Here is a 14,662-nt window from a genome sequence, read left to right as displayed (position 1 = left end):
CCAGCGGATGTCGGCGAGCGCGATTCCGCGATAACAGACAAAGCATCTTTTATCCTGAACAAAAATCCGATATAGTGGATGTACTGTCCATTTTACCGGAGTGCCGCTGTGCCCGATGCCTTCCTGTCCCATATTTCTGAAACGCTCAAGGAAATAGAGGCCGAGGGTCTTTACAAGACCGAGCGCCTGATCTCATCGCCGCAAGGAGGAAGAATTACAGTTGGCGGTCGCGAGGTAATTAATCTGTGCGCAAACAATTACCTCGGACTTGCCGACCATCCGGCTTTGGAGGAAGCGGCCAGAAAGGCTCTGGAGCCCAAGGGCTATGGCATGGCCTCTGTCCGGTTCATCTGCGGGACGCAGGACATTCACAGGCAGTTGGAGAAGCGCTTGGCCGATTTCCTGGGCAAGGATGATTCGATCCTCTTTGCAGCCTGCTTTGATGCCAATGGCGGTCTTTTCGAGCCACTCCTGGGACCCGAGGACGCGATCATATCGGACGCACTCAATCACGCCTCGATCATCGATGGGGTCCGGCTTTGCAAGGCAAAGAGATATCGCTATGCGAATTCGGACATGGCGGATCTGGAAGCGAAACTGAAAGAGGCGCGCGAAGCCGGTGCCCGTCATATCATGGTTGCGACCGACGGCGTCTTTTCGATGGACGGGTATTTGGCAAAGTTGCCCGAGATCACAGCCCTTGCGAAACGCTATGACGCAGTGGTCATGGTCGACGACTGCCACGCAACCGGGTTTATGGGGCCGAAAGGTGAGGGGACGCCGGCCCATTTCGGGGTCGACGTGGACATTCTGACTGGTACGCTCGGCAAGGCGCTCGGCGGCGGAATTGGCGGCTATATTGCCGGTCCGCAGCCAGTGGTCGATCTGCTGCGTCAGCGGGCGCGGCCTTATCTTTTCTCAAACTCCCTTCCACCGGCTGTCGTCATGAGTGGCCTGGAGGCGATCCGGCTTGTGGAGGAGGGCGACGATCTTCGGTGCAGGTTGTTTGACAACGCGGACTATTGGCGGTCCGGGCTTGAAGCACTCGGTTTCGAGCTGCTTGCAGGAGAACACCCGATCATACCCGTCATGCTGGGCGAGGCGAAATTGGCACAGGCCATGGCTTCCGAACTCTTCGAGGAAGGCGTCTACGTTTCCGGCTTTTTCTTTCCTGTGGTGCCACGCGGACAGGCGCGTATCCGTACGCAGATGAACGCGGCCCTGACACGCAGCGATCTCGACCGCGCGCTTGAGGCCTTCGGAAAGGCGGGCAGGAAGACGGGAGTGCTGGCATGAACAGCAACCAGATGAAGGCTCTCTGCAAATCCGAGCCCAAAGAAGGGCTCTGGATGACCCGTGCTCCCGTTCCCGAGATCGGGCCGGATGACGTCCTGATCAGGATCAACAAGACGGGGATTTGCGGCACGGACATACATATCTGGAACTGGGACGACTGGGCCGCGAAAACCGTCCCCGTGCCGCTCATTACGGGACATGAATTCGCCGGCGAGATCGTCGAGCTTGGCAGGAACGTGACGGAATTCGAAATCGGTCAGCGCTGCTCGGGAGAGGGGCATCTGATCGGCAAGCAGTCCCGCCAGTCGCGAGCCGGCAAGTTCCATCTTGACCCCGAAACAAGGGGAATCGGTGTCAACGAACAGGGAGCATTTGCCGAGTATTTGCGCCTGCCAGCATTCAACGTTGTGCCGCTGCCCGATGAAATAGACGACGAAATCGGTGCAATCCTGGATCCGCTCGGCAATGCGGTTCATACGGCGCTTAGCTTCGATCTTGTCGGCGAGGATGTCCTGATCACCGGGGCCGGTCCCATCGGGATCATGGCCGCTGCTGTTGCACGCCATGTCGGTGCGCGCAACGTCGTTATCACGGACGTCAACCAGGCAAGGCTCGACCTGGCGACGAAGGTGGTCGATGTGGTGCCCGTAAATGTCGCCACTGAAGACCTCAAGGGCATAGAACAGAAACTGGGCATGCGCGAAGGCTTCGACGTCGGTCTGGAAATGTCGGGCAATCAGGCGGCGCTCGATCAGATGGTTGAAAATCTGGTCATGGGCGGACGCATAGCGCTGCTGGGCATTCCGCCGGGCAAGTCTCCCGTGGACTGGTCCAGGATCGTTTTCAAGGCGATCACCATCAAGGGCGTATACGGCCGCGAAATCTTCGAGACCTGGTACAAGATGATCGCGATGCTGCAGAACGGTCTTGATGTGCGCAACGTCATCACGCACCGGTTTGGCGTCGACGACTTCAAACAAGGCTTTACTGCGATGAAATCGGGCGAAGCGGGAAAAGTGGTGCTTAGCTGGACCTGAGGTTAGGAGGGCATGGCTGCCCTCCTGTCCGCTTTAATCACGATTGAGTGCGTGCTCTGCCGAAAAAAACATCCCGGGGTGCAGCGACAAGGTCGCTGAGCCTGAAGCCTGTCCCTCCGGAAAAGCGCATAAGCACGAGACAAGAGGCCAGGAACGCGAACTCGCGCTTGACCGCGTTTAGGTTGTCCCAGAGAGATTTGTCGAAAGAGACTTTCCCAACGCAATAGATCGCCAGCAAAACAAACGCGATGCCGGCCGCCAACCGTACCCCGTGCCCGGACGCCAGTACGATGCCGACAAGCGCCAGCAGCAAGGGAAAGCCGGACCAGCTTTTGACGTGGTCGAGGCCATAAAAGAAGCCACCTGCAAGAAACGCGACGGCAACGGAAAGCCTCAGGAGCAACCCGAGTGATTTCCAATCGGCGCTCTCTACCCCGAGGCCTCTTCCGGTCAGACGCTCGTCGAGGCTGAAGGCTCCCGAGCCGAGTGCTGCCAGCGCAAAACACATGCCGGAGAGACCGACATCCCGGATCTGCACGATGAGGGCCGGCGTGAAAAATGTGCTGACGGCAACCTCCTGGCCTGGAACGGTCGATACGGGCAATGCCGCAACGAACGACCACATGAGCAGCCCGAAGACGATCGCAAGAGGCCGCACGAAGATCCCGGCTACGAGGGCGATCCCCGCGACAAGTTCAAATGCCGAGAGCGCTGTGAGAAATCCCCAGGCCGATATCCAGCCATCGGCAAATAGGTAGGACTGAAAAAACTCATTTATGTAGCCGTTGGAGGCAGTGTATTTTTCCACGAGATCGGCGGATCTGGCGGAATCGATCGCGCGTTGCAGCTTCCACCAGCCGCCGACGACAAAGACACTGCCAAGGCCCAGCCTGAGCATCAGCGCCGCCTGATCGGCTTGCCGGGAGGAAAGTCTGTCCGGTCCGGCGGACAATAAGGAATTGATTGGACCGTTCAGGTCCTTTTCTTGCGAGTGTGTCGCAGACATTTTGATTACTCCAAAGGAAATTGGTTGTTCCGCCCGGACTTGCCGGGCAGGCGAGCTAACCGAATGTCTTTGGAGGCGCGGGTTCGACCGGTACGATTTTCCCGGCAAGGGCTGGAGATCCGTGAAACCGCAGGCGTGCTGATGCGATGCCGACGCGCACTGCGACCGAAACTTTGGGCGGAGACGTAGCGCATTGACTCACGCATATGTCCGCATAGGCGAAACATGTCAGCAGGCAGGGCCGGGTTCGGTCGGTTGAGGACTTGTTTTCAGTTGATGCCATTTGCGACACGTGAACAGTCTCAGCGGTCAGGTCTGTCACGACCGAAAAATCTTGAGGGTCGACAGCAGCCAGCGAGAACGACACTGTCTGGGCACTCGTCCAAAAAGCGAGCAGGATCAGCACGATCACAGGATGTTTTCGCCAGTTGTTAGGATGCATGGAGGGGACCGGAACTCGACACTATTGCATTGCAGCATTTCATGCAATTTAAAAGAGCTCAAGTGAAAAATACACTCTAAAGTAATTGTGATGTGGAGTTCTGTCGCTATGAAAATGAAGCCCGGTTTCGTCGAACCGGCAGCGCGACGTCGCATGAGAGTGTGTCGTGATTAAGTCCGGCAAAGCAGCCGGCGTTCTTGACCTGATTATCTTTGATGCATTTGACACCGTACTCATCTACGCAGCCGTCTCGACGGCAGGATGCGTGCTCTACTCTCGAAAATGGAATTTGCAGAACGGGGAGTGCAAGGCAGAAAATAGCAACCTCGCGAATCATGGTTGGGTATACGGAGAAACATTCGCGAGGCTGCTGGCGACTTCAAGGTTCGCAAGATTGACGCTACGTTAGATTTATTAATAAATCACTTAAATTAAATCTGCTGAATGTTTTTCTCTGATTCATCCTGGAGTTGCATTAATATATCACTGATAGAATACTCAACCACGCCAATATAATTCGAAAAAGATCTGATTTGGCAGCAATTGCTTTTTCAATCTACCCGCGCTTACGCGTGGAAGTGCAATTTTTACGAATGAGATAGTGTTTTTCATCTTGATTCAGATATCAGTCTTTTGGCTGATTTCGAAAATTCTGATCGATTTGAACTTGGAACACCGAATTACCAGTGTCGGAAAACGCATGTTTCGCCGCATTTTCGGGAGCTTTTTGTGACCACTGCCGTGATCGCAAGAAGTATTTCAGGTCTCGGTGTGTGGACAACATGAGGGTGAGCGTGAAATTATTTTCAATAAGCAGCCTTAAACTATGATTTCAATGAACTTTGGCCGATAAGCCATATGGCAATAATAGACAGGTGCATCGATGTTCCAGTTGTTGATTATCGTCGTTCCGATCGGTCTGTTCGTTGCGGCATATTTCACCACGTCGCGCGAGCGCTATTTGAACCGGATGGAGTTCTTTGTTCGTATTGTGGTCTTACTGGTCGTCGGGACCGGGGTTGTGCTTCTCACGTCAAGCCAGTCTGTTGATGCGACGCTTGGCGCGCTGATCCTTCTTTGCGTCGGTCTGCTGATTGGTTATTTCAACCTGCGTTTTCAGATCATGAGGCTGCAGGATCTGCGCTGGTCTCCTTTTTTCGCTCTGCTGGCGTACGTACCGGTTGGCAACCTTATCTTTCTGCTTGTCCTGCTGCTTTTGCCGGGCAAGCCGAAAGTGAATGCGGAAGTGTTTTCGTGAGACTGACCGATTAAACGATCGAATTGTGGAATTAGCGGCTTGAACCCAAAAACGGTAAGTAGTTTCGGTGAATGAAATTCCAGATTTTTTTCCAAGAATGGACGCCACCAGGTTGAATTTGCCTAATGGTCCTTGGACGTTTCCCGGAAACTTGCGCGAGATCAGCGCCTCGGCTCTCAGACCGCCTCCCGCACCCAGTCCTTGTCGAAACAAACGTTTGAGCATCCGCTGAACCGGGCCATCCTGCAAAGTTCAGCCTCCAGCTTCGAAAAACGCCCCTTGCTGGATCGGACGCCTCTTTCAGGCCAGAAGGCGCGCACCTGAAGGCGGTCATCCGATCGATGCGCTTTCATATCGATCCGCCCGATCAGTCTGTCGCCTTCCATCACCGGAAAGACATAGTAACCGTATTGCCGTTTTGCCTCCGGCACGAAAATTTCGATACGATAGGAAAAGCCGAACAGCCGTTCTGCTCGCTTGCGGTCTCGAAGTGCCGGGTCGAAAGGGGACAGGATGCGCACTCTCGATGGCGGCTCCGGAACCTCCTCAATGTTTTCGAGTGTTTCCGGATAGAGAAAGACTTTTCGGAATGCTCCGCCTTCGCACTCGATTTCCACTTCGGTGATGAGGCCTTCCTGAAGGGCGTCCTGGCACCAGTCCTTTGCTTCCTGAGGTGAAATCAGGTCCCAAAATGCTGCAATCTCCCCGGAAGTGGCAAATCCGAGCCGGTCGAGCGCGGAGCGGGCGGCCCAGTCAATGGTTTCTTCCGCTGAGTGGTCGCGCGTGCGGTGTTCTTCGGGAATGACGCGTTCGGTCAGGTCATAGACCTTCTGAAACCCGTTGCGACGGCAGACGGATAACGCGCCGGTGCGCCACAAAAACTCCAGCGCGGTCTTGGAAGGGTGCCATTCCCACCAGCCGCCCGAACTGCGGGTTTCATCTTCACCAACGCTGGCAGATGTAACAGGACCAGTATCGCTGATCCGTTTGAGGACCTCATCAAGTTTTGCCTCAAACTCGTTTTGGTGCCAGTTACGCCAGCGCTGGATCAGCTTTTCACGGTCTCTGTTGAAGCGAAGTTGCCAGTGCGAAAAGAACTCCGTCGGGATGATTGCCGCATCATGCGTCCAGTGCTCGAACAGATGTCTGTCGCGCTCAAGGAGCAGCTTGAGGTTCTTTTCCTTGTAAGCGGGACGCCGCGCCGCGAGGATCATGTGATGCGCGCGCGCAACCGTGTTGATGCTGTCGACCTGAACGAAGCCGAGTTGCCCGATTACCGCGGACAGATCCTCACTCTTGCCGCTGCCCTTAGGGTGAAGGCAGAGGCCGTGTTTGTGAAGGAAGAGACGGCGCGCTTGTGCATTGGAAAGTCGCGGAAGGGAAGATGCTGCCATGAAGCGACCGTAGCATTATCGCAGGTGAGTCGAAATCCGCTTTGCGAGTGATATTGCGAGCGTTCTGAACCTGGTTGCGATCTGCGCCACCGCCTTGGCACTGGTTCAGAAAATGGAAGGGCTGTAAGGCTTTGTGGTGCAAGGAATGTTTGGTTTGATTTAAAGAAATGGTCGGAAGTGCATGACGAATGAAAACAGGACGCGGGTTTGAGTGACGTATTGGGCTTGAGCCCGGATCTCCTGGTAATCGCCGGATTTGCGTTTGTCTTTGCCGGGCTCGTCAAGGGCCTGGTCGGTTTCGGCCTGCCGTTGATCGGGCTTTCTTTGATGACCATTTTTGTTGGCGTTGAAAAAGCGATGTTGCTGATCCTCTGGCCCGCATTCCTGACCAACGTCTGGCAGGCGCTCTCCGGTGGAAATCTGAAACCGCTCCTGAGGCGTCTCTGGCCTTTTCTGACGACGGCTGTCGTGACCCTCGGGCTCGGCACGTTCATTCTTACAAGAGTGCAGGAAGGGACGGCGGATCTCATTCTTGGCCTGCTCATGGTGGCCTACGCGGTCCCGATGCTTTTGGGCCTGTCCCTGACGCTAAATGAAAAACATGTCACGCCCATTGGGATTTTGGCGGGACTTCTCAATGGCTTCTTCTCGGGACTGACGGGGGCGTTCACGGTTCCGGGGGTCATGTACCTCCAGGCACTCGGGTTGCCGAGAGACGCTTTCATTCAGGCGATGGGCCTATTGTTTCTGCTGTCAACGATTGGTCTTGGTGTTTCCCTTGGTGGCTACGGACTTATGAGCGGCCGCGAAACGTTTGCTTCGCTGGTGCTTGTCGTGCCAGCCCTTTCGGGTGTCTGGGTTGGCCAGCGGATTCGCCGCCGTGTTTCGGAAGCAGCCTTTCGCAGACTGATTCAGCTCGCAATCCTTGGTCTCGGGCTCTATCTGGTTCCGCTCGGTCTCTGGCGGCTGGTCCAATGAAAACGCCGCCCGAGGGCGGCGCTTTAATAGCCGGACTTCTGTCCTCGTTACTTCGCCACAAGCCGCATGGGTGTTGCCGTTCCGACGCCCGAGGTCGTCTTGGTATTCGCCCACTGATAGGACTGGCGTTCCTCGGTCGGGGTGCACAGGAACCGTTCGCGGTAGCACTTGGTGAAGTGTGAGGTGGATGCGAAGCCGCAGGCGAGTGCGACATCCAGGACCGGACGACTTGTCCGGCGCAACAGATCCCGTGCGGTTTCAAGCCGTAGACGCAGATAGTACTGGCCCGGCGTGCAGTTGAAATGCCGCCGGAACAGGCGCTCCAGTTGGCGCGGCGACAGGCTAACGGTCATTGCCAGTTGCTGGCAGCTGAGCGGGTCCTCGATATGCAGATCCATGATCCGGATCGCATCCAGGATCTTTGCATTCGAAATGCCGGTGCGCGCCTCGATATCATGGCGCTGCGCCGACTCACCAGAGCGCATGTTCTGGTAAAGGGCGACTTCGGCCACCTCGTGGGCGAGATAGGCACCATGCTGAATGGCAATCAGTCGAAGCATCATATCCAGCGATGCCATGCCGCCGGCGCAGGTGATGCAGTTCCTGTCGATCGCGAAGATATCAGACGTAACCTCAACGTCCGGATATTCCTCACGAAGCGACCGGAGATTTTCCCAGTGAATGGTGCAGCGGCGCCCATCCAAAAGATTGTAGCGTGCAAGCAGGTAAGCACCGGTGCAAATGGCGCCGAACGTCCGGCCCATGGCATTCAGGCGGCGCAGCTTGTTGCCGAGATCCGTGTCGAGCGGGAGTCGTTCGACATCGATGCCAGTACACAAAAGTGTAATGTCAGCATCAATAAGTTCTCGAATAGATTTATTCACCATGACATCGCAGCCGTTGCTGGCCACAACTGAATTTCCATCAAGGGAATAAGTAGTCCACTTGTAATACTCGCGGCCAAGAAGTCGATTTGCTAATCGAAGTGGCTCTATGACGCTGGCGAATGCATTCATAGAGAACCTGTCCATGAGCACAAATGCTATGGATTGGCCTGTTTCTTCGTGCGTGCGTCCGGACATTTACTTTACCTCATTGGAAGGTATTATTATGCTTTGTTTTTGATATTTCAGTAATTTTTGCATTTTGTATTTGTCTGTCAAATAAAAAAATATATCGCCAAGCAACTTCTCGAAATTGTCATAATTGGAAGCGGATTCCTGCCATTCCATTGTGCAGATGCGAACAAAGTAATCGGACCTGCATACAAACCCGAATTTCTCTCCTGGCTGGGTCCGAAATGCGGCTCCGATACCTGTTGGCTGACGGCTGTTCTGGGTATTTCGGGCAAGATCTTCTGGGAGTGGGCGGGTAACTTTGATAAAGCTGGATTCGCAGGAAATTTCCCGCCGGGGGCACGGATGAAATCCAAGACCGAACTTTCGGGCTCGAAATGGTCCGAATCTGAAAAAAGCTATGCCGAGCAGCGCGACGAACTGTTGTCATCGACGCCGTCACATGATGTCGCAGCCGCACCTTTTGTTTATGCCGAGAGGCAGACGGTCACGAGTTCGCTGACGCGCATGGACCTCTTCAGGAAAGTTCTGGAAGTGCAAGGGGCGATCGTCGAATGCGGCGTGCACAAGGCGAACTCCCTGTTCCTCTATTATCACCTGTCTACCATTCTCGAGCCGTACAACTTCAACCGTAAAATCATCGGGTTCGACACGTTCGAAGGCTTTAGGAGCCTGTCGTCCAAAGACGACAGCAATCTGAGTGAATCGGATTTCGCCGATACGAACTACGACGAGCTTCGCAAGTGGCACGAATTGCAGGACAGGAATCGCGCCGTCGCGCATATTCCGAAGATGGACTTGGTGAAAGGCGACGCTCTCGACACCATTCCGGAATTCGTTGAAGACAATCCGCATCTCATCATTGCTCTTCTCTACCTAGATTTTGACATCTACGAACCGACTCGCGTTGCACTCGATCACCTTCTGCCTCTTGTTCCGAAGGGCGGTATTGTCGCGCTCGACGAGATCAACAGCAAAAAATGGCAGGGGGAAACCATTGCTCTTAAGCAGAAGGTCGCGATCGGAAAGGTGGCGCTGAAGAAGTTTTACTACGACCCCTGGGTGAGCTATTTTCAGGTCGAATAATCTGGGTCTGGCGGCAATCCTGAAAACGAATTCTGCCAATCGCCTCTATTTCAGGGTTTTTGTAGAATGATTTTTTTGTTCGCCGGTCATTTTGTGGGTCTGAGTTGCTTCAAGTCAAAGAGTGCGTGGTCTACATGGAGCATAACTCCCAATGCGCGATGACTCACGGAATCCAGCAGACATGAATGTACTTGCCAAACCATCAGACCTCGAAGCCGCTGCGCCCGCCGGCGTCTTTGTCGAAGAAGTGAAAACCGTCCAGCATTACACGGACCGCCTGTTCCGCTTCCGGATGACACGTCCGGCAAGTTTTCGCTTCCGCTCGGGCGAATTTGTCATGATCGGTCTGATGATCGACGGAAAACCGCTCTACAGGGCCTATTCCATCGCAAGCCCCGCTTGGGATGAAGAGCTCGAGTTCTTTTCCATCAAGGTGCCTGACGGACCTCTTACGTCGCATCTTCAGACAATCCAGCCTGGCGATGCCATCTTGATGAAGAAGAAGCCGACCGGAACACTTGTCAACGATGCGCTTGTTCCGGGCAAGCGGGTCTACATGTTCTCGACAGGAACGGGCATCGCACCGTTTGCGAGCCTCATCCGTGATCCGGACACATACGAGAAGTTCGATCAGGTTATTCTGACGCATACATGCCGTGAGGTTGCCGAGCTCAAATACGGCGAGGACCTTGTCGAGGCGACTATCAATGATCCCCTGATAGGCGAGTTCGCAAAGGACAAACTGGTTCACTATACGTCTGTGACCCGTGAGGATTTCCCACGTAAGGGCCGGATTACCGATCTGATCAAATCGGGCAAACTGTTTGAGGATCTCGGTGTCCCGCCGTTGGATCCCGCGGTCGACCGTGGCATGATCTGCGGATCCATGGACATGATCAAGGACACGAAAGCGTTGCTTGAAGAGGCGGGCCTTACCGAGGGTGCGAACAACAAGCCGGCCGAGTTTGTTGTCGAGCGGGCGTTCGTCGGCTGAGTCGCCTCCGGCAGCAAATCATTCCTTTTTCAAGCTTAAATAATGAAGGTCCGCAGTATCTGCGGGCCTTCTTTTGATTTTCATACATAAATTGGGGTTTTCCAAAGAAAGCACGCGGCTTCTGTGGCTGATACAGGCTGTCGGGTGGACAGGTCTGACCAGCGGTGGCAAGAGTTTATATGGAAATTCGTAAGACCGGCGCGTGTTGCGATCCGGCGCGGGTGAAACAGTAAGGTGCCATGCCATGATCTCCGAAAATGGAACATACATGATTGCTGAAATCGGCATCAATCATAACGGCGACATCGACAAGGCCATCCAGATGATGCGCGAGTCGGAAAGGGCTGGCTGCAACGCCGTTAAGTTCCAGAAGCGCACGATTGAAATCGTTTATTCGGCCGAAGAGCTGGCGCGGCCGCGTGCCAATGTCTTCGGAAAGACGAACGGCGATCTGAAGCGCGGGCTGGAGTTCGGAAAGAACGAGTACGATGCCATTCACAGAGAGGCGTCACGGCTGGGGATTGACTGGTTTGCTTCGCCCTGGGATGAGCCATCCGTCGACTTTCTGATGGGGTATGACACACCCTATCTCAAGATCGCGTCGGCTATGGTAACCGATAGGGATTTCCTGGAATACTGCGCATCCACCAGACGTCCGTTGCTGGTTTCCACAGGCATGAGCGATCTTGCAATGGTCCGCCGGTCGGTGGAAATCATTGAAAATGCGGGTGGAACCATTGCCTGCCTGTATCACTGCACATCGACCTACCCGACCCTCGACAGCGAAATCAACCTACTCGGAATTGCTACGCTCAAGAAGGCATTCCCGCATTTGGAAATCGGCTTCTCGGGCCACGAAAACGGCGTTCTGCCGAGCGTCTGCGCAGCGGCCATGGGCGCTGCCTCAGTCGAGCGGCATGTCACGCTCGACCGGTCCGATTGGGGCTCCGACCAGAAAGCATCTCTGGAAATGCAGGAGCTTGCCGATCTTGTCGCACAGGTGCGCCGCTTCGAACTTGTCCGCGGCGACGGTGTTCTGCGCTTTTACGAGGACGAAAAGCCGATTGCAGAAAAGCTGCGCCGCAAGGACACGCTTCAGGCTGCATAAATCGATCGCGCGACGACGTGCAAAGTCGAAAACTCTGCCGCGCAAAGCTCAGTTCAATCGAGGGCACGAATGTCGATCATTGATCGTTGTCTGGAGCTATACCGGGGTGAGAACTACTACGTGACCTATCCTGCACGCCCGTTGCCGCAGGATTATTGGGACGTCAAAAAGGATCCCGACGGGAAGGTGAGGGACGCCGCATCCGAACGCGACACGCGCAAGGAAGATGTCCGCTACATTGCCGATTACATTAACCGCCGCGCGCCGGGCACTGTTCTGGACATCGGCTTCGGTCTGGGCGAATTGCTGGAGCAGGTGGAAGACCTCAATAACTGTTTCGGTCTGGACCCTTCGGCGCGCGCCGTTGAAATCGGTCGAGAACGCTGTTCGGCGCAGCTGAAGCAGGGCGTGCTGGAGCCCGGGACGTTTGCCAAGAACAGCTTTGACGTGGTGGTCGCCAACCATGTCATTGAGCATGTCGACGAACCGGTGCCGTTCGTGGAAACCGTTTTCGACATCCTGAAACCCGGTGGTGATTTCATCTGCGGCACGCCTAATTTCGCCAGTGCTGCCGCGCGGGTGTTTCAGGACCGCTTCCGCCTATTGCACGATCCGACGCATGTGAGCCTGTTCACCGACGACAGCCTGATCCGGCTTTTTCGCGACAAGGGCTTTCGCATCGAACAGGTCGACTATCCGTTTTTTGGAACACGCTTTGCCTCGCCCGAAGCCTTCGAGACAATGGTTCGCGCAAAAGCGGATGTCTCGCCCGCATTTTGGGGGTCATTCGTGACCGTTTTTGCACGCAAACCGGAGTAAAGGCCGACTTTTGAATGCTGGGAGATGAAGCTTGAAAATTGTGGCGGCCATTCCCGCTCGCGGCGGCTCGGTTGGATTACCCGGTAAGAACATCCGGCCATTGAATGGAATCCCGCTCGTTGGGCGCACGGTTCGTGCGGCGCGTGGATCTAGATTCGTTTCCGAAGTTTTCGTCTCAAGCGACTCCGAAGAGATTCTGACGGTCGCCGCCAAGTACGGCGCGCACCCGGTATCAAGGCCTCTGGAGCTTTCCGGGCCGACAGCGACGTCGGAATCTGCGCTTGTGCATCTTCTTGAAAACGAACCCTCACTGCAGAGTGAGCCGCCTGACATTCTGGTTTTCCTTCAGTGCACGGCGCCGTTCACGCAGGCTCACCATGTCGATCAGGTCGTTGAAGCGCTGCTCAACAAGGACGCAACCAGCGCGATTTCTGTCGTCGACGACCATGGCTTTTACTGGGAGATCGGAGCAGACGGCGCGGGCGTTGGGCTCAATCACGACCCGAGCACGCAACGTGTCAGGCGCCAAGACATCTCCGCCCGGTACAGAGAAAACGGTGCCGTCTACGCGATGCGCGTGCCGGAGTTTCTGAAGTCCGGCAACCGGTATTGCGGCAAGACCATTCTGGTTCCTGTCGATTCGACATGGATCGAAATCGACACTTCCCAGGACTGGGACATGGCCGAAGCCTTCATCCGAACCGAACAGTTCACGGGTGAACTCTCGCCAGAAAGCGTGAACCCGGTGCGTGCGCTGGTGACCGCCTTCGACGGTGTCCATACGGACAACTCGGTCTTCGTCAACAGGGACGGGACGGAATCGATCGTGTGCAACCGCTACGACGAAATCGGTCTTGACCGCCTGCACGGACGAAATGTGCGGCTGTTGATGCTTGACAGGGACGACAACGGCCTCGCTGCCCAGCGTGCCCGCAAGCTTGGAATGGAATACAGATACCACCCTTTCGATAAATTGCAGATCATGTCCGACTGGAGTGCCAAGCAGGAGATCTCCTTTGCCGAATTGGCTTATATCGGCGCTGACGTTGCCGATATAGATTGCATGAAGGTGTGCGGATTGAGTGCAGCGCCACGCAACGCACCAGCCGAAGTGAAGGCGAACGCGACCCTGGTTCTTGAAAGTGCCGGCGGCGCCGCAGTGGTGCATGAATTTGGTGAATTGCTCATCTCCCGCGGCATGCTTGGCAGAGGCTAATCCGTGGAAGACGGTCAATGTCTGAACAAGTGACGGACAGGTGCGAGGACGTCTTGAATGCAGACTGAAACAGACATTTTCCGCACGCTTAAGCAACTTGGTGTGGCCAGTGAGGAGACCAGAGAGGTTTTTGCCACCTCGACCAGGGACCGCGCCGGGCTGACCGTTTACAGGGACAGCCAGTCGGGCGTAGTCTATATCGGGGACTATTATGTCGGCGACGACACCTACCAGGAAGGTGTCTACAGGCGGGAAACACTCCAGCGCGCCGGCAGCCGGGATTTCGAACTCTGTGAAGATACGCGACGTCGGGCTGGCGCTTACAGTCAGTTTTACACGGGGCGGACCGTTACCGAATTCGGGTGCGGCGAGGGGGCCTTTTTACGGGAGATTGAAAGCTCTTCGGAACAGGTCACCGGCATCGAGCTGCAGGCGGATTTCATTTCAGCGCTGGATGAAGACGGTATCCGCTGTTTCGATAATGCATCGAAGATCGATGAGAACTCCCAGGATGCCGTTTTCGCTTTCCACGTTCTGGAGCACTTGCCTGATCCATTGTCTTCACTCTCGGATCTCTCAGCAATTTTGAAACCGGGTGGGATTGCGGTGTTTGAAGTGCCGCATGCATCCGACGTGCTGCTGTCGCATTTGAAATCTTCCGCCTTCAAGGACTTTACACTCTGGAGCCAGCACCTTGTGTTGCATACGAGGGAAAGCCTAAGACGTTTGCTATGCGCTGCGGGTTTCACGGACGTGGCAATCGAAGGTGTTCAGCGCTATCCGCTGTCCAATCACCTGAACTGGCTCGCGCAAGGAAAGCCGGGTGGGCACAAGAGTGTCCTGTCAGCCCTTGATACGCCGGAATTGAGATCCGCTTATGAAGCTGCGCTTCGAAAAATCGATGCAACAGATACCCTGGTCGCAATCGCCCGCAAAACCTGAGCGCGATTGG

General features: G+C 55.2%; 14 protein-coding genes. 10 read left to right on the top strand and 4 right to left on the bottom strand.

What is annotated here, in order from left to right; genetic code table 11:
- Positions 1-108 precede the first annotated feature (108 nt).
- Both Q0915_RS11900 and tdh read left to right on the top strand, forming a co-directional pair.
- Positions 109-1,296: a glycine C-acetyltransferase gene (locus Q0915_RS11900; RefSeq protein ID WP_299471669.1), complete on the top strand. Its 1,188-nt coding sequence runs from the start codon at positions 109-111 to the stop codon at positions 1,294-1,296.
- Positions 1,293-2,333 (top strand): L-threonine 3-dehydrogenase, encoded by a 1,041-nt coding sequence (gene tdh, locus Q0915_RS11895; protein ID WP_299471667.1) that lies wholly within the window; start codon positions 1,293-1,295, stop codon positions 2,331-2,333. The genes Q0915_RS11900 and tdh overlap by 4 nt, the downstream gene beginning before the upstream one ends.
- A 37-nt stretch (positions 2,334-2,370) precedes the next feature.
- Here tdh and Q0915_RS11890 read toward each other — a convergent pair whose 3' ends face one another.
- Both Q0915_RS11890 and Q0915_RS11885 read right to left on the bottom strand, forming a co-directional pair.
- The gene (locus Q0915_RS11890; protein ID WP_299471665.1) at positions 2,371-3,339 is read right to left on the bottom strand and encodes a DoxX family protein; all 969 of its coding nucleotides are present in this window, start codon (positions 3,337-3,339) and stop codon (positions 2,371-2,373) included.
- Between the two features lie 55 nt (positions 3,340-3,394).
- Complete coding sequence (locus Q0915_RS11885; protein ID WP_299471663.1) at positions 3,395-3,781, bottom strand: hypothetical protein; 387 nt, start codon at positions 3,779-3,781, stop codon at positions 3,395-3,397.
- 883 nt (positions 3,782-4,664) lie between these two features.
- Between Q0915_RS11885 and Q0915_RS11880 the strand changes: the two genes are divergently transcribed.
- On the top strand, positions 4,665-5,039 hold the full coding sequence (locus tag Q0915_RS11880) for a DUF805 domain-containing protein (RefSeq protein ID WP_299471661.1): 375 nt from the start codon (positions 4,665-4,667) through the stop codon (positions 5,037-5,039).
- Positions 5,040-5,215: 176 nt separating this feature from the next.
- Here Q0915_RS11880 and Q0915_RS11875 read toward each other — a convergent pair whose 3' ends face one another.
- Complete coding sequence (locus Q0915_RS11875; protein ID WP_299471659.1) at positions 5,216-6,433, bottom strand: crosslink repair DNA glycosylase YcaQ family protein; 1,218 nt, start codon at positions 6,431-6,433, stop codon at positions 5,216-5,218.
- Between the two features lie 207 nt (positions 6,434-6,640).
- Between Q0915_RS11875 and Q0915_RS11870 the strand changes: the two genes are divergently transcribed.
- Positions 6,641-7,411, top strand: coding sequence for a sulfite exporter TauE/SafE family protein (locus tag Q0915_RS11870; protein ID WP_299471657.1), 771 nt, complete (start codon positions 6,641-6,643; stop codon positions 7,409-7,411).
- A gap of 47 nt (positions 7,412-7,458) precedes the next feature.
- On the opposite strand, the gene Q0915_RS11865 is transcribed toward Q0915_RS11870, so the two are convergent.
- Complete coding sequence (locus Q0915_RS11865; protein ID WP_299471655.1) at positions 7,459-8,493, bottom strand: GlxA family transcriptional regulator; 1,035 nt, start codon at positions 8,491-8,493, stop codon at positions 7,459-7,461.
- Positions 8,494-8,832: 339 nt separating this feature from the next.
- Here Q0915_RS11865 and Q0915_RS11860 point away from each other — a divergent pair, with 339 nt between their 5' ends.
- The 6 genes from Q0915_RS11860 to Q0915_RS11835 all read left to right on the top strand — a co-directional run bounded on the left by Q0915_RS11860 (position 8,833) and on the right by Q0915_RS11835 (position 14,652).
- Complete coding sequence (locus Q0915_RS11860; protein WP_299471653.1) at positions 8,833-9,573, top strand: TylF/MycF/NovP-related O-methyltransferase; 741 nt, start codon at positions 8,833-8,835, stop codon at positions 9,571-9,573.
- A 181-nt stretch (positions 9,574-9,754) separates the two neighbouring features.
- Positions 9,755-10,567, top strand: coding sequence for a ferredoxin--NADP reductase (locus Q0915_RS11855; RefSeq protein ID WP_299471651.1), 813 nt, complete (start codon positions 9,755-9,757; stop codon positions 10,565-10,567).
- Positions 10,568-10,811: 244 nt separating this feature from the next.
- Entirely contained in the window at positions 10,812-11,675 is an 864-nt protein-coding gene (locus Q0915_RS11850) for an N-acetylneuraminate synthase family protein (protein WP_299471649.1), read from the top strand.
- Between the two features lie 69 nt (positions 11,676-11,744).
- Complete coding sequence (locus Q0915_RS11845) at positions 11,745-12,494, top strand: class I SAM-dependent methyltransferase (protein ID WP_299471647.1); 750 nt, start codon at positions 11,745-11,747, stop codon at positions 12,492-12,494.
- Positions 12,495-12,534: 40 nt separating this feature from the next.
- Positions 12,535-13,710 carry an acylneuraminate cytidylyltransferase gene (locus tag Q0915_RS11840; protein WP_299472319.1) on the top strand — a complete coding sequence of 392 codons (1,176 nt, stop codon included), beginning with the start codon at positions 12,535-12,537 and terminating at the stop codon, positions 13,708-13,710.
- A 57-nt stretch (positions 13,711-13,767) separates the two neighbouring features.
- Positions 13,768-14,652, top strand: coding sequence for a class I SAM-dependent methyltransferase (locus Q0915_RS11835; RefSeq protein WP_299471645.1), 885 nt, complete (start codon positions 13,768-13,770; stop codon positions 14,650-14,652).
- Positions 14,653-14,662: the final 10 nt, after the last annotated feature.

This window comes from uncultured Roseibium sp., assembly GCF_947494555.1.
GTDB lineage: Bacteria > Pseudomonadota > Alphaproteobacteria > Rhizobiales > Stappiaceae > Roseibium.
This window is presented reverse-complemented; position numbering and strand designations above follow the sequence as displayed.

Excerpts from the sequence above, each read along its gene's own strand:
- tdh (WP_299471667.1), top strand. The coding sequence starts at position 1,293 with ATGAACAGCAACCAGATGAAGGCTCTCTGCAAATCCGAGCCCAAAGAA.
- Q0915_RS11890 (WP_299471665.1), bottom strand. The coding sequence starts at position 3,339 with ATGTCTGCGACACACTCGCAAGAAAAGGACCTGAACGGTCCAATCAAT.
- Q0915_RS11885 (WP_299471663.1), bottom strand. The coding sequence starts at position 3,781 with ATGCATCCTAACAACTGGCGAAAACATCCTGTGATCGTGCTGATCCTG.
- Q0915_RS11880 (WP_299471661.1), top strand. The coding sequence starts at position 4,665 with ATGTTCCAGTTGTTGATTATCGTCGTTCCGATCGGTCTGTTCGTTGCG.
- Q0915_RS11875 (WP_299471659.1), bottom strand. The coding sequence starts at position 6,433 with ATGGCAGCATCTTCCCTTCCGCGACTTTCCAATGCACAAGCGCGCCGT.
- Q0915_RS11865 (WP_299471655.1), bottom strand. The coding sequence starts at position 8,493 with ATGTCCGGACGCACGCACGAAGAAACAGGCCAATCCATAGCATTTGTG.
- Q0915_RS11860 (WP_299471653.1), top strand. The coding sequence starts at position 8,833 with ATGAAATCCAAGACCGAACTTTCGGGCTCGAAATGGTCCGAATCTGAA.
- Q0915_RS11855 (WP_299471651.1), top strand. The coding sequence starts at position 9,755 with ATGAATGTACTTGCCAAACCATCAGACCTCGAAGCCGCTGCGCCCGCC.
- Q0915_RS11850 (WP_299471649.1), top strand. The coding sequence starts at position 10,812 with ATGATCTCCGAAAATGGAACATACATGATTGCTGAAATCGGCATCAAT.
- Q0915_RS11845 (WP_299471647.1), top strand. The coding sequence starts at position 11,745 with ATGTCGATCATTGATCGTTGTCTGGAGCTATACCGGGGTGAGAACTAC.
- Q0915_RS11835 (WP_299471645.1), top strand. The coding sequence starts at position 13,768 with ATGCAGACTGAAACAGACATTTTCCGCACGCTTAAGCAACTTGGTGTG.